The sequence below is a fragment of the Microbacterium sp. NPDC080220 genome, assembly GCF_040686395.1.
GTDB lineage: Bacteria > Actinomycetota > Actinomycetes > Actinomycetales > Microbacteriaceae > Microbacterium > Microbacterium gawkjiense.
Genome location: NZ_JBFBOP010000005.1, coordinates 147,934 through 170,254, shown reverse-complemented (window position 1 = coordinate 170,254; position 22,321 = coordinate 147,934). Strand labels below are relative to the sequence as shown.

At 71.7% G+C, this 22,321-nt stretch carries 20 protein-coding genes; 13 read left to right on the top strand and 7 right to left on the bottom strand.

Annotated features, from left to right (window positions below; translation table 11 throughout):
* Positions 1-103 precede the first annotated feature (103 nt).
* The 3 genes from AB0P29_RS09880 to AB0P29_RS09870 are packed head-to-tail and all read left to right on the top strand — an operon-like array spanning position 104 to position 3,618.
* Complete coding sequence (locus AB0P29_RS09880; protein ID WP_363379580.1) at positions 104-880, top strand: electron transfer flavoprotein subunit beta/FixA family protein; 777 nt, start codon at positions 104-106, stop codon at positions 878-880.
* Between the two features lie 17 nt (positions 881-897).
* On the top strand, positions 898-1,887 hold the full coding sequence (locus tag AB0P29_RS09875) for an electron transfer flavoprotein subunit alpha/FixB family protein (protein WP_363379655.1): 990 nt from the start codon (positions 898-900) through the stop codon (positions 1,885-1,887).
* Between the two features lie 6 nt (positions 1,888-1,893).
* A complete protein-coding gene (locus AB0P29_RS09870) occupies positions 1,894-3,618 on the top strand; it encodes a cytochrome b/b6 domain-containing protein (RefSeq protein ID WP_363379578.1) in 1,725 nt (574 codons plus the stop codon).
* A gap of 70 nt (positions 3,619-3,688) precedes the next feature.
* Here AB0P29_RS09870 and AB0P29_RS09865 read toward each other — a convergent pair whose 3' ends face one another.
* Positions 3,689-4,198, bottom strand: a complete 510-nt coding sequence (locus tag AB0P29_RS09865; protein WP_363379577.1) for a GNAT family N-acetyltransferase — start codon at positions 4,196-4,198, stop codon at positions 3,689-3,691.
* Positions 4,199-4,330: 132 nt separating this feature from the next.
* On the opposite strand from AB0P29_RS09865, the gene AB0P29_RS09860 reads away from it, so the two are divergent.
* Positions 4,331-4,891, top strand: coding sequence for an acyl-CoA thioesterase (locus AB0P29_RS09860; RefSeq protein ID WP_064003378.1), 561 nt, complete (start codon positions 4,331-4,333; stop codon positions 4,889-4,891).
* Positions 4,892-4,935: 44 nt separating this feature from the next.
* A complete protein-coding gene (locus tag AB0P29_RS09855) occupies positions 4,936-8,646 on the top strand; it encodes a bifunctional proline dehydrogenase/L-glutamate gamma-semialdehyde dehydrogenase (RefSeq protein WP_363379576.1) in 3,711 nt (1,236 codons plus the stop codon).
* A 196-nt stretch (positions 8,647-8,842) separates the two neighbouring features.
* Here the strand turns inward: AB0P29_RS09855 and AB0P29_RS09850 are convergent, their stop codons facing one another.
* Positions 8,843-9,592, bottom strand: coding sequence for a hypothetical protein (locus tag AB0P29_RS09850; RefSeq protein ID WP_363379575.1), 750 nt, complete (start codon positions 9,590-9,592; stop codon positions 8,843-8,845).
* A gap of 165 nt (positions 9,593-9,757) precedes the next feature.
* On the opposite strand from AB0P29_RS09850, the gene ddaH reads away from it, so the two are divergent.
* From ddaH to AB0P29_RS09825, 5 genes are read left to right on the top strand one after another with little or no spacing between them, the layout of a single operon-like run.
* Positions 9,758-10,624, top strand: coding sequence for a dimethylargininase (gene ddaH / locus AB0P29_RS09845; protein ID WP_363379574.1), 867 nt, complete (start codon positions 9,758-9,760; stop codon positions 10,622-10,624).
* A complete protein-coding gene (gene rocD, locus AB0P29_RS09840) occupies positions 10,621-11,844 on the top strand; it encodes an ornithine--oxo-acid transaminase (RefSeq protein ID WP_363379572.1) in 1,224 nt (407 codons plus the stop codon). Before ddaH ends, rocD begins: the two co-directional genes overlap by 4 nt.
* Positions 11,845-11,893: 49 nt before the next feature.
* Entirely contained in the window at positions 11,894-13,579 is a 1,686-nt protein-coding gene (locus AB0P29_RS09835) for a circularly permuted type 2 ATP-grasp protein (protein ID WP_363379570.1), read from the top strand.
* Positions 13,573-14,505, top strand: a complete 933-nt coding sequence (locus AB0P29_RS09830) for an alpha-E domain-containing protein (protein WP_363379568.1) — start codon at positions 13,573-13,575, stop codon at positions 14,503-14,505. The genes AB0P29_RS09835 and AB0P29_RS09830 overlap by 7 nt, the downstream gene beginning before the upstream one ends.
* The gene (locus tag AB0P29_RS09825; protein WP_064003371.1) at positions 14,502-15,347 is read left to right on the top strand and encodes a transglutaminase family protein; all 846 of its coding nucleotides are present in this window, start codon (positions 14,502-14,504) and stop codon (positions 15,345-15,347) included. The genes AB0P29_RS09830 and AB0P29_RS09825 overlap by 4 nt, the downstream gene beginning before the upstream one ends.
* An 8-nt stretch (positions 15,348-15,355) precedes the next feature.
* On the opposite strand, the gene AB0P29_RS09820 is transcribed toward AB0P29_RS09825, so the two are convergent.
* The 3 genes from AB0P29_RS09820 to AB0P29_RS09810 all read right to left on the bottom strand — a co-directional run bounded on the left by AB0P29_RS09820 (position 15,356) and on the right by AB0P29_RS09810 (position 17,790).
* On the bottom strand, positions 15,356-15,493 hold the full coding sequence (locus tag AB0P29_RS09820; RefSeq protein WP_311286195.1) for a hypothetical protein: 138 nt from the start codon (positions 15,491-15,493) through the stop codon (positions 15,356-15,358).
* A gap of 492 nt (positions 15,494-15,985) precedes the next feature.
* Complete coding sequence (locus tag AB0P29_RS09815; protein ID WP_363379566.1) at positions 15,986-17,347, bottom strand: MFS transporter; 1,362 nt, start codon at positions 17,345-17,347, stop codon at positions 15,986-15,988.
* Positions 17,344-17,790: a MarR family transcriptional regulator gene (locus tag AB0P29_RS09810; RefSeq protein WP_363379564.1), complete on the bottom strand. Its 447-nt coding sequence runs from the start codon at positions 17,788-17,790 to the stop codon at positions 17,344-17,346. Before AB0P29_RS09810 ends, AB0P29_RS09815 begins: the two co-directional genes overlap by 4 nt.
* A 74-nt stretch (positions 17,791-17,864) precedes the next feature.
* On the opposite strand from AB0P29_RS09810, the gene AB0P29_RS09805 reads away from it, so the two are divergent.
* From AB0P29_RS09805 to AB0P29_RS09795, 3 genes are read left to right on the top strand one after another with little or no spacing between them, the layout of a single operon-like run.
* On the top strand, positions 17,865-18,770 hold the full coding sequence (locus AB0P29_RS09805; RefSeq protein ID WP_363379562.1) for an alpha/beta fold hydrolase: 906 nt from the start codon (positions 17,865-17,867) through the stop codon (positions 18,768-18,770).
* A 4-nt stretch (positions 18,771-18,774) separates the two neighbouring features.
* Positions 18,775-19,824, top strand: a complete 1,050-nt coding sequence (locus tag AB0P29_RS09800; protein WP_363379560.1) for a biotin/lipoate A/B protein ligase family protein — start codon at positions 18,775-18,777, stop codon at positions 19,822-19,824.
* Positions 19,821-20,768, top strand: a complete 948-nt coding sequence (locus AB0P29_RS09795; RefSeq protein WP_363379558.1) for a site-specific DNA-methyltransferase — start codon at positions 19,821-19,823, stop codon at positions 20,766-20,768. The genes AB0P29_RS09800 and AB0P29_RS09795 overlap by 4 nt, the downstream gene beginning before the upstream one ends.
* A gap of 24 nt (positions 20,769-20,792) precedes the next feature.
* Here the strand turns inward: AB0P29_RS09795 and AB0P29_RS09790 are convergent, their stop codons facing one another.
* Both AB0P29_RS09790 and AB0P29_RS09785 read right to left on the bottom strand, forming a co-directional pair.
* On the bottom strand, positions 20,793-21,314 hold the full coding sequence (locus tag AB0P29_RS09790) for a hypothetical protein (RefSeq protein ID WP_363379557.1): 522 nt from the start codon (positions 21,312-21,314) through the stop codon (positions 20,793-20,795).
* Between the two features lie 113 nt (positions 21,315-21,427).
* Positions 21,428-22,264 (bottom strand): alpha/beta hydrolase, encoded by an 837-nt coding sequence (locus AB0P29_RS09785; protein WP_363379556.1) that lies wholly within the window; start codon positions 22,262-22,264, stop codon positions 21,428-21,430.
* Positions 22,265-22,321: the final 57 nt, after the last annotated feature.

The window sequence follows — 22,321 nt, the reverse complement described above, 5'->3', positions numbered from 1 at the left end:
ACCGCCCCCCCGCCCACCCCCTCGCGCCCACCGCACCGCGCCCCGCGCGCGGCATCCACCCCGGCCCCGACCGTAGACTCGACACGATGCCGAGGAGGAGTCAATGAAGATCGTCGTCCTGCTGAAAGAAGTGCCGGACACCTGGGGTGATCGCACGCTCGACCTCGAGACCGGGCTCGCTGCGCGCGACGCGTCCGAGCGCGTGCTCGACGAGATCGGGGAGCGTGCGCTCGAAGCCGCCCTCACCTACTCCGAGGCGAACGAGGGCACGGAGGTCGTCGTGATGACGATGGCATCGGATGCCGCGGCCGCCTCCCTTCGCAAGGGTCTCGCGATGGGGGCTCACTCCGCCGTCCAGATCACCGACGACGCCCTGCGCGGCGCCGACCTCGGCGTGACCGCGCGGGTCCTCGCCGCCGCACTCCGCCGCACCGGATTCGACCTCGTCATCACCGGCAACCTGTCGACCGACGGCTCCGGGGGCGTCCTGCCGGCGATGCTCGCCGAGCACCTCGGTGTGCCCCAGGCGACCGCCCTCTCGGCCGTCGAGATCTCCGCCGACACCGTCAGCGGCACCCGCGCCACCGACTTCGGCACCGCCTCGGTCACGGCTGCGCTCCCCGCCGTCATTTCGATCACCGAAGCACTCCCCGACGCCCGCTTCGCCAACTTCAAGGGCATCATGGCGGCGAAGAAGAAGCCCTTCGAGACCCTCTCCCTCGCCGATCTCGACGTCGACGTCGACCCGGCATCCGCTCCGCAGTCGATCATGACCGCCGTCGCGCAGAAGCCGCCCCGCCAGGCAGGCACGAAGATCATTGACGAGGGGGATGCCGGCGAGAAGCTCGCGGCGTTCCTCATCGAGAACCGCCTGGCGTGAGCACCGAGGAGACCATCGTGACCGACTTCGCCCCCGACTCCGTCCTCGTCTGGCTCGACGTGACCCCCGCCGGCGACCTCGCCGCCTCGGCGGCCGGACTCCTCGGCGCCGCCGCCTCGATCGGCACCCCCGTCGCCGTGATCGTCGCCGACGAGTCCCGCCACGGCGACCTGGCCTCCGCAGCCGGCGCCCTCGGCGCGACCACAGTACTCACCGCGGGCCTCGGCGGCGCCGACACGGCACTGACCGTGCCCGTCGTCGACGCGGTGGCCGCGGCATCCGCTCTCGTGCAGCCCGACGCGATCCTCGTGTCGAACTCGATCGAAGGTCGGGATGTCGCGGGCCGCCTCGCGGCGCGCACCTCGGCCGCCCTCTGCGCCGACGCCGTCGGCGTCTCGCGCGACGACGAAGGCGTGCTCGCGCACCACTCCGTCTACGGCGGCGCCTACAACGTGACGGCCGCCGCGACCTACGGCCCGCTCGTCGTCACCCTGCGCCAGGGATCCGTCGACGCCCGGGCGACCGCGGTCGACGCGCCGGCCGTCGCGCCCCTCGAAGTCGCCGCCTCGGGCGCTCCCGCCGCGACCATCACCGGATTCGACGAGGCGGTCGCCGTCTCGAGCCGTCCCGAGCTGCGCGGCGCCGCGAAGGTCGTCTCAGGTGGACGCGGGCTCGGCTCGGCGGAGCAGTTCGCCCTCGTCGAGCAGCTCGCCGACGTGCTCGGCGCAGCGGTCGGAGCCTCGCGCGCCGCGGTCGACGCGGGCTACGTCCCCTACTCGTACCAGGTCGGCCAGACCGGTGTCTCGGTGTCGCCGCAGCTGTATGTCGCTCTCGGCATCTCGGGTGCCATCCAGCACAAGGCGGGCATGCAGACGGCGAAAACGATCGTCGCGGTGAACAAAGATGGAGACGCACCGATCTTCGACATCGCCGACTTCGGTGTCGTCGGGGACCTGTTCACCGTCGTGCCGCAGCTGATCGCGGCGCTCGAGGCGGGGAAGAAGTAGGAGCGGATGGCGACATACGCGCGTTCCGTGCGTCGGGGGCTCCCGCGCGTCTCCGGCGGCGACCCCTGGCCGCCCGCAGGGTCGGCTCCGGTCGCCGACGCAGCCGCGGCACCGGTCGCCGATGCAGCTGCGGCTCAGCTCGCCGATGCGGGCGCGGCTTCGGTCCCCGACGAAGTGGCGCCGCCCACCGACTCCGCGACGACAGCGTCGGCTGAGTCCGCGACACGGGCTTCCGGGTCGACGACAACGGAGGATGCGGTCGCCTCGCACCACGCCTCGGCCCCCGCGACCGCGACACGACGCGGACTGCCGCGAACCCCGGGCGGCGAGCCCTGGCCGCCGGCATCCACCGGCCCGGCGACGGCCGAAGGCGCAGCACAGGCCGAGCGTCGCCCGGACTCGGACGCAACCGCATCCGCGGCGGCATCAGCGCCCCACCCCGCCGACGACCCGCGGCCGGCAATCCCCGAGAGCGCGCCCGTCGCCGCATCCGTCGCGGTCCGCCGCGGCCTTCCGCGCGCCGTCGGCGGCGACGCCTGGCCTCCCGCCGAGACCACGCCCGCCCCGCCCCCCACCTCCCGCGAGACTGCACGTGGGGGCCGAGACAGCGATCTCGCGCCGCAGTCTCGGCGCGAGCCTGCAGTCTCGGCGTCCTTGGAGCGCGCCCCCGCACCCGAGCCAGCCCCCGCACCCGCGCCGGCGCCCGAGCCGGAGCCCACCCCCGACGCCCCGCGCCCCCCGCTCGCCGAGCGCCCGCTCGCGCACGCGGGCGTCGCCCGCCGCCCCGCGCCCCGGCCGGAACCCGCGCGCATCGGTCCGTTCACGAAGGCGCAGTGGGCGGGAGTCGTCGTCCTCGGGGGAGGTGCGATCCTGTACGCCGCGGCGATGGCGGTGCTCGCGGTGCGCTGGATCCTCAGCCTCGAGCCGATGCAGGACTTCCTCACGACCTACCCCGGCGAGTACCACCTGCTCGAGGGCGCGCCCGTCGGCTTCCCCGCCTGGCTGAATTGGTCGCACTTCCTCAACGCGTTCTTCATGGTGCTGATCATCCGCACCGGCCTGCAGGTCCGCTCAGAGAAGCGCCCGGCCGCCATGTGGATCTCCAAGAAGGACCGCAAGCGCCGCATGAGCCTCACGCTGTGGCTGCACCAGGCCCTCGACATCCTGTGGCTGGCCAACGGCCTGATCTTCGTCGTCCTGCTCTTCGCGACCGGGCAGTGGATGCGCGTGATCCCGACCTCGTGGGAGGTGTTCCCGAACGCGCTGTCCGCCGCTCTGCAGTACGTCTCCCTCGACTGGCCGACCGAGAACGGGTGGGTCAACTACAACGCGCTGCAGCAGCTCGCCTACTTCACGACGATCTTCATCGCCGCACCCGTCGCCGCGCTCACCGGATACCGGATGAGTGCGATGTGGCCGAAGCAGGCGGCGACGCTGAACCGCGTCTACCCCGTCGAGTGGGCTCGCAAGCTGCACTTCCCGACGATGCTCTACTTCGTCGCGTTCATCGCCGTCCATGTTCTGCTGGTGCTCTCGACCGGGGCGCTGCGCAACCTGAACCACATGTACGCGGCGCAGGGCTCGGTCGACCCGGGTGCCTACGCCGACAACTGGACGGGCTTCTGGCTCTTCGTCCTGTCGATCGCGGTGACGGTCGCCGCCTACGTCGCCATGCGCCCGCTCGTCGTCGCGCCGATCGCCCGGCTCTTCGGCAACGTCAGCAGCCGCTGACGTCCGCGCAACGGCCGACGGCGCGGCATCCGAAACGGGATGCCGCGCCGTCGAGTCTCGCGATCGTGCGTCAGCGCACGAAGCGGACTTCCGTCAGCGTCTCGCCGAGGAAGGGTTCGGTGTGGCTCGCTCCGTCGAGGGCGAACCCGTTGCGGGTGTAGAAGCGGTGGGCGCGGGGGTTGTCCTCGGCGACCCACAGGTACAGCTCGGTGTCATCGTCGGGGACGACGGCGTCGAACAGGCGCTGGCCGATGCCGGTGCCGTGCCAGGCGTCGAGCAGGTAGATGAAGTAGAGCTCGCGATTGCGGGGCGCGTCGCGGTCGCGGGCGGGGCCGGACCCGGCGAATCCCACGATCTCGCCGCCGACGAGAGCGGCGACCATGCGGAAATCGGGACCCTGCTGGGCCCAGTGCGTCCACAGCTCGGCGAGGCGGCGGGCCGACACGTTCTCGAGCGCGGCCTTGCTGATGAGGTGGTCGTAGGTCTCGTGCCAGCACGTCGCATGCACGCGACCGAGAGCTTCGGCATCCACATCGCGAACGGGACGGACGACGATGTCGGTCTGGAGTTCGGGGTCCATGGCCAGACTCTACGCACGGCCCGACGGATCGTGAAATCGACAGGGTCGCCCCCGCGCGCACGGCCCGTCGACTGTCGGAGAGCGACAACGGATGCCGCACTGTACGTGTGACCATGACTAGGCTGGCCGCTCGTGAACGTGTGGTGGCGGACCCTGCTGACCCTGATGCGCGCGCGGGTGCTGTACCGCCGCCGCGGGCCCCTCCCGCCCGACGCGGTGGGCCGGATCCGGCTGCGGACCCTGCCGACCGACATCGACCTGCTCGGCCACATGAACAACGGGCGCTACGCCTCGCTGTTCGACCTCGGCCGGTTCGACCTGCTCACCCGCACCGGCATCTGGCAGACGATGGACGAGCGCGGCTGGTACGGCGTCGTCGCGAGCGAGACGGTCACGTTCCGCAAATCCCTGCAGCTGTGGCAGCGCTTCACGGTCGAGACGCGGATCATCGGCCACGACGACAAGTCGGTCTTCCAGATGCACCGCGCCGTCGTCGACGGTGAGATCTACGCCGAGATGGTCCTGCGTGTCCGGTTCCTGCGCAAGTCCGGCGGCATCGTGCCGCTCGAGGAGCTGTTCGACGCGCTCCACCGGCCCGACACCCTGCCCGAGATCCCGCAGTGGATCCACGACTGGGCCGCGGCATCCGCTCTTCCCTCGACCCGTGCCGAGGCGCCCAGTATCTGGCCCTAGCGTGTCCCTCCCCGGCGGCCGGAGGCGCGCATAGGCTGAGCGTCATGTCGGACAGCTCTGTCGCGCCACAAGCGCCCTCCTCCGACCTCGCCGAGCGGGCCATCGCCCTCGCGGAGCGCTGGGTCGCCGAATCCGCCGAGGTCACCGTCGACCCGTCGGCCGAGCGTCTCGCGGGGGTGTTGAAGGACCCGAACGGACTGCCGTTCACCCTTGGCTTCGTCGACGGGGTGATGCGACCGGAGTCCCTCACCGCCGCGGCCACCAACCTGCAGCGTGTCGCGCCGCTCGCCCCCGCCTTCCTGCCCTGGTACCTCCGGGCAGCCGTGCGGACGGGCGGCGTCGTCGCCCCCGTCCTCCCGACGCCCGTCGTCCCCATCGCCCGCCGCGTGCTGCGCGAGATGGTCGGTCACCTCATCGTCGACGCCCGGCCCGACAAGCTCGGTCCCGCTCTGCAGACCCTGCGCGAGTCGGGGGCGCGGCTCAACCTCAACCTCCTCGGCGAGGCGGTGCTCGGCGAGGCCGAGGCCCTCCGACGCCTCGAGGGGATCCACGAGCTCGTCCGGCGCGACGACGTCGACTACGTCTCGGTGAAGGTCTCGGCGATCGCGAGCCACCTCTCGATGTGGGCGTTCGACGAGATCGTGGATCGCGTCGCCGAGCGGCTGCGCCCCCTCTACCTGTCGGCGGCCGAGGACGGCACGTTCCTCAACCTCGACATGGAGGAGTACCGCGACCTCGACCTGACGATGGCCGTGTTCATGCGGGTGCTGGACGACCCGCGCCTGAAGGGCCTCGAGGCCGGCATCGTGCTGCAGGCCTACCTGCCCGACGCCCTCCCCGCCCTCCGAACGCTCACCGCGTGGGCGCGCGAGCGCGTCGCGGCCGGCGGGGCCCGCATCAAGATCCGCCTCGTCAAGGGTGCGAACCTCGCGATGGAACACGTCGACGCGGTCATGCACGACTGGCCCACCGCCCCCTACGACTCCAAGCTCGACACCGACGCGAACTACGTGCGCTGCCTCGACGAGGCGCTGCGCCCGGAGAACACCGAGGCGGTGCGGATCGGCGTCGCCGGACACAACCTCTTCCACATCGCGTACGCGTGGCTGCTCGCCGGCGAGCGCGGGGTGCAGGGTGACGTCGAGGTCGAGATGCTCCTCGGCATGGCGCAGGGCCAGGTGCAGGCCGTCGCCCGCGAGGTCGGGCACGTGCTGCTCTACGTCCCCGTCGTGCGGCCGGACGAGTTCGACGTCGCGATCAGCTACCTCGTCCGCCGGCTCGAGGAGAACGCCTCGAGCGAGAACTTCCTCTCCGCCGCGTTCGACCTCGCCTACGACCGGGCCATGTTCGTGCGCGAGCGCGACCGGTTCGCGGCATCCATCGACCGGTCCGCCGACCGCACGCTGGTGACCGGACCCCGGCGCCGCCAGGATCGCACGGCCGCAGCCGCCGACGAGGTGACGGTGACGACGGATGCCGCGGCCCCCGCGCCCTCCGACGACGCCGCCCTCACGCAGGCCGTCCTCGGCATCGCCGCGAAGGACGCGCGCCCGGCGGACCCCGACGAGACGCATCCGGCCGGCCTGCCCGGTGGGTTCGCCGGCGACGCGTTCGTCGAGACCGCCGTCTTCTCGCCGCGCGAGAGCGCCGCCGCCGCGGGCGCCCCCGGTTTCTGCAACGCCGCCGACACCGACCCCGCCCTCCCCGCGAACCGCGCGTGGGCGCGCGAGATCCTCGGTCGTGTCCCGTCGTCGACGGCGGGGGATGCCGCGATCGCCGCAGCCCGCATCGGCACCGAGTCCGAACTCGAAGCCATGCTCGGCCGCGTGGGTTCGGCGGCCGGCGCGTGGGGCTCGCTGCCCGCCGCCGATCGCGCCGAGGTCCTCCTCCGTGCGGCCGGCGCGCTCGAACGTCGCCGCGCCGAGCTCATCGAGGTCGCGGCATCCGAGACCGGCAAGACCCTCGCCGAGGCCGACGTCGAGGTGAGCGAAGCCGTCGATTTCGCCCGCTACTACGCTGCGACCGCGCGCGAGCTCGACCGGGTGAGCGGTGCCGTCTTCGTGCCCGACCGGGTGACGGTCGTCACACCGCCGTGGAACTTCCCGGTCGCGATCCCCGCCGGCGGTGCGCTCGCCGCCCTCGCGGCGGGCTCGGGTGTCGTCTTCAAGCCCGCGCCCCAGGCGCGCCGCTGCGCGGCGGTGGTGGCCGAGGCGATCTGGGAGGCCTTGGACGGCGCCGCCGTCGGCCGCGACATCCTCGCCCTCGTCGATCTCGACGAAGGGGGCCTCGGCAGGCAGCTCATCACCCACCCGTCGGTGGATCGCGTCGTCCTCACGGGGTCCTTCGAGACGGCCGCGCTCTTCCGCTCGTGGCGTCCGGACCTCGCCCTGCAGGCCGAGACGAGCGGCAAGAACGCCATGATCGTCATGCCCTCGGCCGACCTGGACCTGGTGGCATCCGATCTCGTCCGTTCGGCGTTCGGCCACGCCGGACAGAAATGCTCCGCCGCCTCGCTCGCGATCCTCGTCGGTCCGGTCGCACGGTCGCAGCGGTTCCGCCGTCAGTTGGTGGATGCCGCGACCTCGCTCCGCGTGGGCGCGCCCGAGGACCCGCTGACCGAGGTTGGCCCCCTCGTCGAGGCCCCGACCGGCAAGCTCGCCTGGGCGCTGACGACCCTCGACGAGGACGAGGAGTGGCTCGTCGAGCCGCGCGAACTGCCGCACCAGCGCTACGGCGGACGGCTCTGGACCCCCGGCATCCGCACCGGGGTGAAGCCGGGCTCGCGGGTGCACCTCGAGGAGTTCTTCGGCCCCGTCCTGGGGGTCATGCGCGCGCGGTCGCTCGAGCACGCGATCGAGCTGCAGAACGCGGTCGACTACGGCCTCACCGCGGGGCTCTACACGCAGAATCCCGACGACCTCGCCCTGTGGCTCGACCGGGTCGAAGCGGGCAACCTCTACGTCAACCGCGGCACGACGGGCGCGATCGTCCAGCGTCAGCCGTTCGGCGGCTGGAAGCGGTCCTCCGTCGGCGGCGGCGCGAAAGCCGGCGGCCCGAACCACCTCGTCGGGCTCGGGTCCTGGCGGCCGACGGCGGGGGTGGCGGCGTCGTCGACGCTGCACCTCAAGGGGCTCGACTCGTCGATCGCCGACGTCATCGAGGCGGCCCAGCCCGCCCTGGGCTACGAGGCGTTCGAGTGGCTGCGCCGTGCGGCGCTGTCCGACGCCGTCGCGTGGGACCGCACCTTCGGCAAGGTCGTCGACGTCTCGCACCTGGGCGTCGAGCGCAATCTCTTCCGGTACCGTCCGGCGAGCGTCGAGATCCGATCGACGACGGATGCCGCGCCGCAGACCCTCGTGCGCGCCATCATCGCCGCCGTCCGCGCCCGCTCGACGTTCACCGTCAGCACGCCCGCAGGGGTGCCCGCCACCGTGCGACAGGCGCTCGGGGCGCTCGAGGTGGCGGTGTTCGTCGAATCGGACGAGGACTGGATCGCGCGGATGGCGGCGCCCCGCGCCGAGGGCGTCCCCGCGCGGGCCGACCGGGTGCGCCTGGTGGGGCCGCCGGCGCAGGCGGGCGAGGTGCGCACCGCGCTCGCCGCGGCGATCTCGGGCGATCCGGATCTGGCCGTCTACGCCGACGAGGTCACGCAGGCCGGGCGGATCGAACTGCTCCCATTCTTGCGCGAGCAGTCGATCACGATCACGGCGCACCGCTTCGGCAACCCCGACCGGTGGAGCGAAGCCGTCATCTGAGACCGGCGGGGCGGCCGACGAGGAGTTTATCCATCCGAAGAAGAAAACAACTTATCTTTCTGGTGCGGCGTCCGTCCACCCTGTTGACTGTCCTCGTGCGCTTCTGGGGGAGGCGCACGACAACACTCTGGGGGGAGTGTCGCCCCGGATCGAGGACCCGGCGTCCTCGATCCGGGGCATCTTTCGTCCCGGCGGCTCAGGAGTAGTGCGGACGACGGGCGTGGGCGTCGGGGTCGGCATCCTCCCGCGGCACCATGAACGAGTCGACGAGCGCGCGCACCGTGAGCCCCAGCAGCGTCCACTCGCCGGTCGGTGTGCCGTCCGTGCCCGACAGACGGAACGTCGGGTGCGGGATCCGTTCGAGGGACCGGATGGCGAAGCCCTCCGCCATCGCCGCCATCGCCTCGGCGAAATCGTCGATCGTCAGCCCCTGGCGCATGCGCATCCCGTAGGCGTCGATGAGGTACTGGTAGAGCTCGGTGAAGGCCTGGATGGACTCGCGGTGACGCTCGTGGCTGGCCTCGGTGAGCTCCGGCCACGTGTCCGCAGCCGTCCGCAGCGCTAAAGCCACCCGGAACGACTGCGCCTCGAGCAGATCGGTCGGGTCCTCGGTGGACAGCTCCGCGGCGAGGACGTGCTGCCGGGCCGCCTGGCGGATGATCTCCTCGCCGGTGACCTCTTCGCCGATGAGCTCCTCGACCTGGGCACGCATCGCGTCGGCCGGTCCGGCCACCCGCATCCGCATCATGGCCACGGCGAGCTCGCGGTGGTAGTCGGCCTGGTCGCTCCAGAGCCGGTACGCCGCACCGGTCGTGAGGCCCGCGCGACGCAGCACGTCCTGCAGCCGGATGTGCTGGACGCCGGCGCTCACCCCGCGCTCGAGGAGCATCTGCATGCCGGTGCGCAGCAGCAGGGCTTTCGTCTGTTCACCCGTGCGTCTGGCCATGCTCTGCATCCTGTCATTCATCGGCATGTAGCCGTGCCGCCCGTCCACCGCCGTCCGTGCGGGTCGACCTGGCATGATGGGTCCCGGCGTGCCCGATTCGTCGGCTTCTGCAAGCTCCGTCGGGCCTCTGGACAGCGTCCGCCGCCCCGGGAACGAGGAGCGAGAATGACGACGCAGCACGAGACCGCGCCGGTGCGCACCGCCCAGCGCCGCCGTTACCTCATGTGCCGCCCCGAGCACTTCACGGTGTCGTACCGGATCAACCCCTGGATGGATCCGGCGAACCCCACCGACACCGCGAAGGCCGTGCGGCAGTGGCAGGCGCTGTACGACGGCTACGTCGCGCTCGGGCACGAGGTCGAGCTCATCGACCCGGTGCCGGGGCTGCCCGACATGGTCTACACGGCGAACGGCGGATTCATCGTCGACGGCCGCGCGCTGGGCGTCCGCTTCCGCGTCGACGAGCGCCGCGGCGAGGAGCGGCCCTTCATGAACTGGTTCGCCGCCCACGGCTTCGAGGTCGTCGAGCCCGTCGAGGTGCAGGAGGGCGAGGGTGACTTCCTGCTCGTCGGCGACACGATCCTCGCCGGCACCGGATTCCGGTCGGTCGGGGACAGTCACCGCGAACTCGCCGAGGTCTTCGGGCGCGAGGTGGTGTCACTGCGCCTCGTCGATCCGCGGTTCTACGACCTCGACACGGCCATCACCGTCCTGGATCCCGTCGAGGGCCCCACGGGAGTCGAGCGGGCGAACATCGCCTACCTGCCGTCCGCGTTCGACGAGGCGTCGCAGCGGGTGCTCGGCGAGCGCTACCCCGACGCCATCCACGTGTCGGATGCCGACGGTGCCGTCTTCGGGCTGAACGCGGCCAGCGACGGCCTCCATGTCTTCGTCTCGCCCCGCGCCACCGGCTTCGCCGCGCAGCTCGAGGAGCGCGGCTACATCCCCGTCCCCATCGATCTGTCCGAGCTCCTGCTCGGCGGCGGCGGCATCAAGTGCTGCACGCTCGAACTGCGCGGAGGTGCGCGATGACCGACGTCCGGCCCCAGACGACCCCGTCCGCAGATCTCATCGCGGCCGAAGAAGCCCACGTGGCGCACAACTACCACCCCCTCCCCGTCGTGGTCGCCGAGGGTGAGGGGTCGTGGGTCACCGACGTCGAGGGGCGGCGCTACCTCGACCTGCTGTCCGCGTACTCGGCCCTGAACTTCGGGCACCGGCATCCCGCCCTCGTCGCCGCGGCGACCGAGCAGCTCGGGCGACTGACCCTCACCAGCCGGGCGTTCCACAACGACCGCCTCGGCGCCTTCGCCGACGCGCTCGCCGCCCTCGCCGGCAAGGACATGGTCCTCCCGATGAACACGGGCGCCGAAGCCGTCGAGACCGGCATCAAGGTGGCGCGGGCGTGGGCGTACCGCGTGAAGGGGGTACCCGACGGGGCGGCGAAGATCGTCGTCGCGGCGGGCAACTTCCACGGCCGCACGACGACCATCGTGGGTTTCAGCGACGACCCGCAGGCCCGCGACGGCTTCGGGCCGTTCGCGCCCGGGTTCGAGATCGTGCCCTACGGGGATGCCGCGGCCCTGGCCGCCGCGATCGACGAGAACACCGCCGCCGTCCTCATCGAGCCGATCCAGGGCGAGGCGGGCGTCGTGATCCCGCCGGACGGATACCTCCGCGCCGTCCGCGAGGCGTGCACCGCGGCGAACGTGCTGTTCATCGCCGATGAGATCCAGTCCGGCCTCGGGCGGGTCGGCACCACGTTCGCGTGCGAGCGCGAGGGTGTCGTCCCCGATCTGTACCTGCTCGGCAAGGCGCTGGGCGGCGGCATCCTCCCCGTGTCCGCCGTCGTGGGCGACCGTGACGTGCTGGGCGTCATCCACCCCGGCGAGCACGGCTCGACCTTCGGCGGCAACCCGCTCGCGGCGGCCGTCGGTCTCGCCGTCGTCGACCTGCTCCGCACCGGCGACCTGCAGAAGCGAGCACTGTCGCTCGGCGATCACCTGCGTGCGCGGCTCGAACCTCTCCTCGGGTCGGGTGTCACCGCGATCCGCGTCGCAGGCCTCTGGGCGGGCGTCGACATCGACCCGGCCGTCGGCACCGGCCGCGAGGTCGCCGAGCGGCTGCTCGCGCGGGGAGTCCTCGTCAAGGACACGCACGGGCAGACCATCCGCATGGCGCCGCCGCTGGTCATCCGCGCCACCGAGATCGACTGGGCCGTCGAGCAGTTGCGCCTCGCCCTCGAAGGCTGACCCGCGGGGCGAAACACTCCGGCAACACCCCCCGGATTAGGCTCGTCGCATGGGTGACCTCTTCGACGGATACGGCTCCACGCTGGCGCCGCGCAAGACCCCTTCCGGCGTCCCCGCGTTCGACGAGATGTTCGCCGACGTGGCGCATCCCGGCGAGGCGGCGCAGTCACGTTCGACCTACCGCGAGCTCTATCAGGCCCTCGCGCAGATGACGCAGGAAGAGCTGCGGGGGCGCACCGAATCCCTCGCGAGCTCGTACCTCGCACAGGGCGTCACGTTCGACTTCGCGGGCGAGGAACGACCGTTTCCGCTGGATGCCGTGCCCCGGGTCATCGCCTACGACGAGTGGTCGCGCATCGAGAAGGGCGTGCAGCAGCGCGTCCGTGCGCTCGAGGCGTTCCTCGACGACGCGTACGGCCACCAGCACGTCGTCCGCGACGGCGTGCTGCCGGCGAAGCTGATCGCGTCGTCGCAGTACTTCTACCGGCAGGCGGCCGGCATCCGCTCGGCCAACGGCGTCCGCATCCAGGTCGCCGGCATCGACCTCATCCGCGACGAGCACGGCGAGATGCGCGTGCTCGAGGACAACGTCCGTGTGCCCTCGGGCGTGAGCTACGTCATCTCCAACCGGCGGGTCATGGCGCAGACGCTGCCCGAGCTGTTCGTCTCAATGCGGGTGCGTCCCGTCGGCGACTACCCGAACAAGCTCCTGCAGGCGCTCCGCAACTCCGCGCCTCCGGGTGTCGACGATCCGAACGTCGTCGTCCTCACCCCCGGTGTCTACAACTCCGCGTACTTCGAGCACACGCTGCTCGCCCGCCTGATGGGCGTCGAACTCGTCGAGGGGCGCGACCTCGTCTGCCAGGGCGGCAAGGTCTTCATGCGCACCACGCGCGGTCCGCGCCGGGTCGACGTCATCTACCGCCGCGTCGACGACGACTTCCTCGATCCGCTGCAGTTCCGCGCCGACTCGATGCTCGGCGCCCCGGGGCTCATGCTGGCCGCGCGCCTGGGCAACGTCACGATCGCGAACGCGGTCGGCAACGGCGTCGCCGACGACAAGCTGCTCTACACGTACGTGCCCGACCTCATCCGGTACTACCTCGCCGAGGAGCCCATCCTCAAGAACGTCGACACCTGGCGGCTCGAGGACCCGGGCGCCCTCGAAGAGGTGCTCGACCGCCTCGACGAGCTCGTCGTGAAGCCCGTCGACGGCTCGGGCGGAAAGGGCCTCGTCGTCGGCCCCGACGCGAGCCCCGCCGAGCTCGACGCCCTGCGCTCGAAGCTCCTCGCCGACCCCCGCGGCTGGATCGCGCAGCCGGTCGTCATGCTCTCGACGATCCCGACCCTGGTCGACGACGGGATGCGGCCGCGCCACGCGGACCTGCGACCGTTCGCCGTCAACAACGGCGACGAGGTCTGGGTGCTCCCCGGCGGGCTCACCCGCGTCGCACTGCCCGAGGGGCAGCTCGTCGTCAACTCCAGCCAGGGCGGCGGGTCGAAGGACACGTGGATCGTCGGCGGCGACGCGCCGAACCGCGGCGAGTACGGGCAGTCGCAGTCCCTCGCCGGCCTCGTCGCCGAGCAGGCGACGGCGACCTCCGCCATCCCGATCATCTACGACGCCCAGGACGAGCCGGACCACTCGCCGCAGGACCGGCCCCGCGCGACGGCCGAGCAGCAGGAGCAGCAGCAGCAGGGACGCGAGACCGCGGGAGGTGAGGACGGATGCTGAGCCGCATCGCCGAGAGCCTGTTCTGGATCGGGCGCTACATCGAGCGCTCCGACGGCACCGCCCGCATCCTCGACGTCCACCTGCAGCTCCTGCTCGAGGACCCGTGGATCGACGAGGACACCGCCTGCCGCTCGCTCATGGGCGTGATGGGCACCGTGCCACCGCGGACGGACGCGCCCGTCACCCGCGGCGACGTGCTCACCGTGCTCGCCGTCGACCGCACCAACCCGTCATCGATCGCCTATTCGCTGCAGGCCGCGCGTGAGAACGCCCGCCGCGCCCGCGAGATCGTCTCGACCGAGCTCTGGGAGACGCTGAACACGACGTACTCGCGGATGCCGCGACGGCTCAACGACGAGAAGACCCACGAGTTCTTCCAGTGGGTGCGCGAGCGGGCCGCGCTTGCCGTCGGGGTCACCGACGGGTCCACCAGTCACGACGAGCCGTGGCAGTTCTTCACCCTGGGCCGCGCCATCGAGCGCACCGACATGACGGCGCGGATGCTGGCGACGAGGTCGCTGACCGAGGCATCCGGTCCGTCCTGGACCACCATCCTGCGCTCCTGCGGCGCGTACGAGGCGTACCTGCGCACCTACCGGGGGATGCCGAGCTCGCAGAACGCGGCCGAGTTCCTGCTGCTCGACCGGTTGTTCCCGCGCTCGATCATCCACTCCATCCGCACCGCCGAGCAGTGCATGAGCGCGATCGACCCGGTCGCCGACCGCGTCGGACACTCCAACACGGTGCTGCGGGCGCTGGGCCGCATCCGCAACGAACTGGAGTACCGGCCGATCGAGGAGGTGCTCGCCGAACTCCCCGAGCACATGCACAGCGTGCAGGCTGTCACGCGGGAGGCGTCCGAGGCGATCCGCGGGCGCTTCTTCCCCACCCAGGCCGAACCCAGCTGGATCGGAGAGACCTCATGAAGCGGCTGCGTATCGAGCACACGACGGGGTTCGACTACCCGGGCGAGGTCGGGGCGTCGTACAACGAGGCGCGGATGCTGCCGACGACGAGCGACAGCCAGTTCGTCCTCAGCTCGCAGCTGGACATCGAGCCCTCGACGAACGTGAACTACTACGTCGACTACTTCGGCACGCGGGTCGCGGCGTTCGACGTGCTGGCGAAGCACTCGGCGCTGCACATCACGGCGCGCTCGCTCGTCGAGGTGCGCGCGCGGCCCCTCACGCACCCCGACATGTCGTGGGAGGCCCTCTCGCGCGACGCGCAGCGGTCGATCGGCACGGTCGAGATGCTGTCGCAGACGCGCCGCACCGATCCGCATCCCGAGGTCGCGGCGCTCGCGTCGGGCATCGCGGCCCAGCACGAGAACCCGTCGCACGCGGCGCTCGCCATCGCGACGGCCATCGGCGAGGCCGTCGAGTACGTGCCCGGCGCGACCGAGGTGCAGTCCACCGGTGCGGAGGCATGGGCGGAGCGCAAGGGCGTGTGCCAGGACATGGCGCACATCGCGCTCGGCGCGCTGCGCTCGGTCGGCATCCCGGCCCGGTACGTCTCGGGGTACCTGCACCCCAACCCCACCGCCGAGGTGGGTGTGCCGGTGGTCGGCGAGTCGCACGCCTGGATCGAGTGGTACGCCGGCTCGTGGCACGGTTTCGACCCGACCAACGACGCCGAGATCGGCGACCGACACGTCACGGTGGGCCGCGGGCGCGACTACAACGACGTGCCGCCGCTGCGCGGGGTGTACGCGGGACCGTTCAAGAGCCGTCTCGAGGTGCGGGTGCTCATCACCCGCGAGGCCTGACCGCCGGGTCAGGCCGGGGAGTCGTCGGGGTCGAGCGTCTTGAGGGTGTCCTGCTCGACGGCGTTGTCGGCGTCGAGCTGCTGTTCGGTCGTCTCGTCGCCGCCGGTCGGGTCGTCCTGCTCGGGAGTGGGGGATGCGTCGCTCATGGCCGCGACGGTACGCGCGGCGACCGGCGGCATCCGACCCCTTGACAGTGCCCTCCGAGTGGTGGGGGAGTCGGGGCCCTGACTTCCCCCGAAGTCGCTGGGCCCCGAGCCGACGAGTCGAAGCCTGGCCCGTCGGTTCCCCCGCACGTCAACCTAGGGTGCCGGCGGCGGGTGCCACCGGGCGGGGACGACCGTCGCGATCGTCGTCGCCGTCCACCTGGCACTCGGGGTGGGCCTGGGGGTGCCGACGTGAGTCCAGGGCATGCACATCGTCATCGCGGACGCCCTCTTCCTCGTCGCGACCCGGGTGTCGACCGCGCGCGTCGGGCCGCGGCATCCGCTCCGGGGACCCGTTTTGTCGCCTCGCGCACGCCGTCCCGACACTTCGCGTCCCTGGAGTCCCCGCGCCCCCTGCTCCGGGGACCCGATTCGTCGCCGCACGCACGCCGACCCGACACTGCGCGTCCCCGGAACTGCCGCCAGCGCCGCGCCCTAACTCAGCGCGCCCGACCTCAGCTGCGCCACCTCACCGTCCTCGGGCAGTCGGATCGGCGTCGTCGCGGCGACCTCGTCGCTGAACTCCTCGGGCGCGACGACGCTGATCGGCCGGGTCTCGTCGATCGTCATCGCGAAGCGGCGCGTCTCGTGGCGGTGCAGGCGTCCCGAGAACAGCAGCCAGCCGCCGCCGACGCAGAAGGCGACCAGCGCCGCCGCGGCACCGAGGAGGATCGCAGCGCGCGGTCCGAACGCGTCGGCCACCCAGCCGACGATGGGGGCGCCGAAGGGGGTGCCGCCCATGAGGATCGCCATGTAGAGCGCGAGTACGCGCCCGCGCAGGGCCGGCTCGGTCGTCGTCTGTACGTAGCCGTTCGCCGTGGTGAGGGTCGTCACCGTCGCGAACCCGATGAACATGAGGGTCGCGGCGTAGGCGACGTAGACGGGCATCGCGGCTGAGAGCACCGAGGCGATCGCGAACAGCCCGAGTCCGCCGATGACCAGACGCAGCCGGGCGCGGTCGCGTCGCGCCGCGAGCAGGGCGCCGGCGAGCGACCCGATCGCGAGGATCGAGCTGAGCACGCCGTAGCCGTCGGCGTTCTGGCCGAACTCGAGAGCCATGGTCGAGGCGAGGATCGGGAAGTTCATGCCGAACGCGCCGAGCAGGAACACCATGATGAACGTCACGACCAGGTCGGGTCGGCCGCCGACGTAGCGCAGCCCGTCGGCCATCCGCGCGGCGCTGCGCAGCTTCGGCCTCGGGGCGAGCTCCGCGGGGCGGATGAGCACGAGGGCCACGAGCATCGCGAGGAACGTCAGCGCGTTGATGAGGAACACCCAGCCGGTGCCGACGGCGACGATGACGAGACCGGCGACGGCGGGTCCGATCATGCGGGCGGTGTTGAAGGATGCCGCGTTCAAGGCGACCGCGTTCGAGGCGTTCTCGCGCGCGACGAGGTCGGAGACGAACGCCTGCCGAGTCGGGTTGTCGAAGGCGGCGACGACGCCGAGCGCGAACGCGAAGGCGTACATCGTCCACAGGTTCATCGCGCCGAGCAGGAGCAGCACGCCGATCGTGAGCCCGAGCACCATGAGCGAGCCCTGGGTCACGAAGAGTAGCTTGCGGCGGTCGAAGCGGTCGGCGACGAGCCCGGTCACGCCCACGAGCAGCAAGGGCGGCGCGAACTGCAGCGCCATCGTGACACCCATGGCGGTCGCGTCGTTGTCGGTGAGCTGCGTCAGCACGACCCAGCTGAGCGCCGTCGCCTGCATCCACGCGCCGACGTTCGACACGAGGGCGCCGATGAACCAGACGCGGTAGTTGAAGACGGAGAAGGAGCGGAACATCGCGGAACTCATCGCTCGGCCACCTCCTGCATGATCGCGGCGGCCTTCACCAGGGTCGCGCGCTGGGTCGCGGTCAGGTCCTCGAACGCGTGCTCCAGCCAGGAGTCGCGCCGCCGGACCGTCTCGACGACGACCTCCCGTCCGCTGTCGGTGAGTTCGATGACCACCTTGCGGCGGTCGTTCTCGTCGGGCGTGCGGCTCAGGTAGCCGAGTTCCTCGAGGCAGTTGACGGTGCGGTTCATCGAGGGCGCCGACACCCGCTCGCGCTCCGCGAGCTCGCCGAGCGTGTGCGGACCGTGCACCTTGAGCGCCGCGAGCACGGCGAACTGGCCGTCGCTCATCGTGTCGACCGCGCGCTGCGAGCGCAGGCGCCGCGCGAGCCGGAAGGTCGCCATGCGGAAATCGGATGCCGCGTGAGCCAGGTCCTGGGTCTGGTCACCGGTCGCGTCGATCATGTTTCATTAGCATAGCTCATTAGTCTGGCTAACGGCTCGGAGCGCGGCATCCGACCGGCCCTAGAATTCGAGCCATGCCCGAGTTCATCGATGCACACGGCGTCGCGATCGTCTACGACGTCCACCCCGCCGAGGGGACGCCGAGGGGCGTCGTCCAGCTGCTCCACGGCGTCGGCGAGCACGCCGGCCGCTACGCCGCCCTCATCGCGGCGCTCACCGCCGACGGGTTCACCGTCTACGCCGACGACCACCGCGGCCACGGCCGCACCGGGCTGCGCCAGCACGACGGCGACCACTCCCGTCTCGGCCGCCTGGGGCCGGGGGGTCTGCGCGCCGCGATCGCCGCGTGCCGGCAGGTCACCGGCATCATCCGGGGTCGCCACCCCGACCTGCCGCTCGTGCTCCTCGGGCACTCGTGGGGGTCGTTCCTCGCGCAGAAGCTCGTGAACGCCGACCCGGGCGCCTACGACGCGCTGGTGCTCTCCGGGTCGTCGCTCCTGTGGCCGGGCGCCCTCAACGCCGCGCCCCTCAACAAGCGCTGGGCGGGTGCCGACGCGACGGGTGTCGAATGGCTGTCGACGGATGCCGCGGTCGGCCGCGCGTTCCTCGACGACCCGCTCACGACGACGGTCCCGCTGCCGACGCTGTTCGGCCCGGCCGACACCGTGCGTCTCCTCGGCAAGCCGAAGCGCGACCTCGGGGTCGATCTGCCCGTCCTGCTCATGGTCGGGCGCGACGACCCCGTCGGCGGCCCGCGGAGCGTCCACCGCCTCGCCGACGCCTACCGCACCCGGTCGGGACTCACCGACGTCACGACCCTCGTCTACCCCGACGCGCGGCACGAGATCTTCAACGAGCACTGCGCCGCCGAAGTGCGCGCCGACCTGCTCGCGTGGCTGGACGCGCGCATCGCGCGGCGCGACGCGGCATCCGCTTCCGGCGCCGACGCGACCGGGCCGGCCGCGGACACGGGAGAATAGGACCATGCACGGCGAGTACAAGGTCCCTGGCGGCAAGCTGGTCGTGGTCGATCTCGAGGTGGCCGACGGCCGCATCGCGGACTTCCACCTGGCGGGCGACTTCTTCCTCGAGCCCGACGACGCGCTCGCCGACATCGATGCGGCCGTCACCGGGCTCCCCGTCGAGGCGGACGTCGCGACGATCGCCGCCGCCGTCCGCGGCGCGCTGCCCGAGGGCGCGCAGCTGCTCGGCTTCACCCCCGAGTCGGTCGCCACGGCGGTGCGCCGCGCCCTCATCGTCGCTCCCGGCTGGAACGAGTTCGAGTGGGACGTCGTCCACGAGAAGGCGGTCTCGCCGGCGATGAACCTCGCCCTCGACGAGGTGCTCACGACGCGCGTCGGCGACGGCCGCCGCACGCCGACCCTGCGCATCTGGGAATGGGACGAGTCCGCCGTCGTCATCGGCTCGTTCCAGTCGTACCGCAACGAGGTCGACCCCGAGGGGGCCGCGAAGCACGGTTTCCAGGTCGTCCGCCGCATCTCCGGCGGCGGGGCCATGCTCATGGCCGCGAACTCGATCGTCACGTATTCGCTGTACGTGCCGGCATCCCTCGTCGCGGGGATGACCTTCGCGGACTCGTACGCGTTCCTCGACGACTGGGTGCTGCACGCGCTGCGCTCGCTCGGCATCGACGCGACCTACCAGCCGCTCAACGACATCGCCTCGTCCAAGGGCAAGATCGGCGGTGCGGCGCAGAAGCGCCTCGCCAACGGGGGAGTGCTGCACCACGCCACCCTCAGCTACGACATGGACGGCCAGGTGCTGACCGAGGTCCTGCGCATCGGGCGCGAGAAGCTCTCGGACAAGGGCACGGCGTCTGCCGCGAAGCGCGTCGACCCGCTGCGCAGCCAGACCGGGCTGCCGCGCGCCGAGATCATCGAGCGCTTCAAGGAGACGTTCACGTCGCTGTACGGTGCGAAGCCGGGCTCGATCTCCGAGGAGGAGTACGCCGAGGCCGAGGCGCTCGTCGAGTCGAAGTTCTCGACGGACGCCTGGCTGCGCCGCGTCCCGTGACCGTCGAGATCCATCTCGGCGACAACCTCGAGGTCGCCCGGCGCCTGCCGCACGCCTCCTTCGCGCTCGTCTACCTCGACCCGCCGTTCAACACCGGCCGCACGCAGGAGCGGGCGATCGAGTCCGCGCTCCGTATTCAGTCCCGAGCCGATGCCGCGGCGTCGGCATCCCCGGATCCGCGCGCCCCGGGCGCCGGGCCTGCCCGGTCGGGACTGAACACCGCACACCTCGTGCCCGACCCGGACGCCCCCGCCCCGCCGGCGGGCCCCGTCAAGGGCGGGTTCCGCGGCACGTCCTACGCCCGCACGCGCGGCGCGCTGCGGCTGTACGACGACCGGTTCGACGACTACTGGGGCTTCCTCGAGCCCCGGCTGCGCGAGGCGTGGCGGCTGCTGAAGGACGACGGCACCCTGTACCTGCACCTCGACTACCGCGAGGCCCACTACGCGAAGGTCATGCTCGACGCCGTCTTCGGCCGGGACTGCTTCCTCAACGAGCTGATCTGGGCCTACGACTACGGCGCGAAGTCCCGCAAGCGCTGGCCGAGCAAGCACGACACGATCCTCGTGTACGTGAAGGACCCGTCCGCCTACTTCTTCGACTCGGATGCCGTCGACCGGGAGCCCTACATGGCTCCGGGTCTCGTGACCCCCGAGAAGGCGGCGCGCGGCAAGCTGCCGACGGACGTCTGGTGGCACACGATCGTGCCCACGTCGGGCCGCGAGAAGACGGGCTACCCGACGCAGAAGCCCGAGGGGATCCTGCGGCGGATCGTGCAGGCGTCGAGCCGTCCGGGCGACCGCGTGCTCGACCTGTTCGCGGGCTCGGGGACGACGGGCGCCGTCGCCGATGCGCTCGGCCGCGACGCCGTCCTCGTCGACCACAGCGCCGACGCGCTCGCCGTCATGCGCACCCGCATGCCCGGGGCGCTCGTCGTCGGCTGATCCGGGCGAGACGACCCCGGCGCGTCAGCCCCGACGGATGCGGGGCGCCATCGCGCGCAGCCGCGCGATGTCGGCGTCGTCCAGCAGTTCGCGCGGCAGGATGATCGCCGGCCCGGTCAGTCCGTGGACCCGCACCCTGACCGAGTGCGGCCCCGTCGAGATGCGCCACAGAGCGGATGCCGCGACCGTCAGGCTCGTGGCCGATGTGGTCACGGTCAGGCCGGACTCGGTGACGGCGACGGTCAGTCGGTCGCCGGCGGGGTAGAGCCCCTCGATGACGCGGGTGAGCTTCTGCGTGCCCAGGTGGCGGATCGCGACGAAACCGATCGCGATCAGCAGGCCCCAGAACGCGGCCATGACCACGGAGCGGACGTTCCCGTTGAGCGCGAACAGCCCGAAGCCGTAGACCAGCAGGATCAGGATGCCGCCGACCCACAGCCCCGTCTGTTTGGTCCGCTGGTGGTCGCGGGCGAGGCGCCACCTCATCCCGTGATCGATGACGATGCTCTTGCCCGTCGACGTCTCCTGCACTGCGGCATCCGTCATCGCGACCCCCTCGCTCGTGCCCTCATCGTGACACGACCCGTCCGCCGGTTCCACCATCGGATCGAGACACGGCGTCCGGGACGGAACACCGTCCCGGACGCCGTGTGCGGAGCTCAGTCCTGCAGGAACGCGAGCAGCGCCTCGTTGACCTCGACGCCGTGGGTCCAGAGCAGGCCGTGCGGGGCGCCCTCGATCTCGACGTACGTCGCGTCGGGCAGCAGCTCCCGGAACCGGCGAGCGGTCACGTCGATCGGGAGGATGTTGTCGGCGGTGCCGTGCAGGATGAGCGTCGGCACGGTGACGGCGGGGATGTCGCCGCGGAAGTCCGTCGCCCACGTGAGCGGGGCGGCGGCGATCGCGGCGTTGCCGGCCTGGTTCGCGACGGCGACCGAGGCGTCGAGCGCCTCCTGCGAGATGCGGGTGCCGAGGTAGTCATCGAGGTTGTAGAAGTCCTGGAAGAAGCCGGTCAAGAAGGCGTACCGGTCCTCGGCGACGGCCGCGGCGGTGCCGTCGAAGAAGGCCTGGTCGCCCGCGCCGTCGGGGTTCTCGTCGTTCTTCAGCAGCCACGGCTCGAGCGAGCCGAGGAAGGCGACCTTGGCGATGCGGTCGGCGCCGTAGCGCGACAGGTAGCGCGCGATCTCCCCGGTGCCCATCGAGAAGCCGACGAGGACGGCGTCGGTCAGCTCGAGCTCCTCGATGAGGGCGTGCAGGTCGGCGGCGAAGGTGTCGTAGTCCGAGCCCGACGCGGTCTTCGTCGAGGCGCCGAACCCGCGCCGGTCGTAGGCGATGACGCGGTAGCCGGCCTCGAGCAGGGCGGCCTGCTGCTTGCCCCACGACTCCCCGTTGAGCGGGAAGCCGTGGATCAGCACGACGGGCTGTCCCGACCCCTGATCCGTGTAGAAGATGTCGACGTCGACCGAGTTCTCGGTCCCCACGGTGATGTACGCCACAGTGGCGCTCCTTCCCGCCGGAACGGTCGTCCGGCGACATCCCGACGCTACGGCCCC

Bases quoted from the DNA above. Each gene is read 5' to 3' on its own strand.
- AB0P29_RS09880 (WP_363379580.1), top strand. From the start codon at position 104: ATGAAGATCGTCGTCCTGCTGAAAGAAGTGCCGGACACCTGGGGTGAT.
- AB0P29_RS09870 (WP_363379578.1), top strand. From the start codon at position 1,894: ATGGCGACATACGCGCGTTCCGTGCGTCGGGGGCTCCCGCGCGTCTCC.
- AB0P29_RS09865 (WP_363379577.1), bottom strand. From the start codon at position 4,198: ATGGACCCCGAACTCCAGACCGACATCGTCGTCCGTCCCGTTCGCGAT.
- AB0P29_RS09855 (WP_363379576.1), top strand. From the start codon at position 4,936: ATGTCGGACAGCTCTGTCGCGCCACAAGCGCCCTCCTCCGACCTCGCC.
- AB0P29_RS09850 (WP_363379575.1), bottom strand. From the start codon at position 9,592: ATGGCCAGACGCACGGGTGAACAGACGAAAGCCCTGCTGCTGCGCACC.
- ddaH (WP_363379574.1), top strand. From the start codon at position 9,758: ATGACGACGCAGCACGAGACCGCGCCGGTGCGCACCGCCCAGCGCCGC.
- rocD (WP_363379572.1), top strand. From the start codon at position 10,621: ATGACCGACGTCCGGCCCCAGACGACCCCGTCCGCAGATCTCATCGCG.
- AB0P29_RS09835 (WP_363379570.1), top strand. From the start codon at position 11,894: ATGGGTGACCTCTTCGACGGATACGGCTCCACGCTGGCGCCGCGCAAG.
- AB0P29_RS09830 (WP_363379568.1), top strand. From the start codon at position 13,573: ATGCTGAGCCGCATCGCCGAGAGCCTGTTCTGGATCGGGCGCTACATC.
- AB0P29_RS09825 (WP_064003371.1), top strand. From the start codon at position 14,502: ATGAAGCGGCTGCGTATCGAGCACACGACGGGGTTCGACTACCCGGGC.
- AB0P29_RS09820 (WP_311286195.1), bottom strand. From the start codon at position 15,493: ATGAGCGACGCATCCCCCACTCCCGAGCAGGACGACCCGACCGGCGGC.
- AB0P29_RS09815 (WP_363379566.1), bottom strand. From the start codon at position 17,347: ATGAGTTCCGCGATGTTCCGCTCCTTCTCCGTCTTCAACTACCGCGTC.
- AB0P29_RS09810 (WP_363379564.1), bottom strand. From the start codon at position 17,790: ATGATCGACGCGACCGGTGACCAGACCCAGGACCTGGCTCACGCGGCA.
- AB0P29_RS09805 (WP_363379562.1), top strand. From the start codon at position 17,865: ATGCCCGAGTTCATCGATGCACACGGCGTCGCGATCGTCTACGACGTC.
- AB0P29_RS09800 (WP_363379560.1), top strand. From the start codon at position 18,775: ATGCACGGCGAGTACAAGGTCCCTGGCGGCAAGCTGGTCGTGGTCGAT.
- AB0P29_RS09790 (WP_363379557.1), bottom strand. From the start codon at position 21,314: ATGACGGATGCCGCAGTGCAGGAGACGTCGACGGGCAAGAGCATCGTC.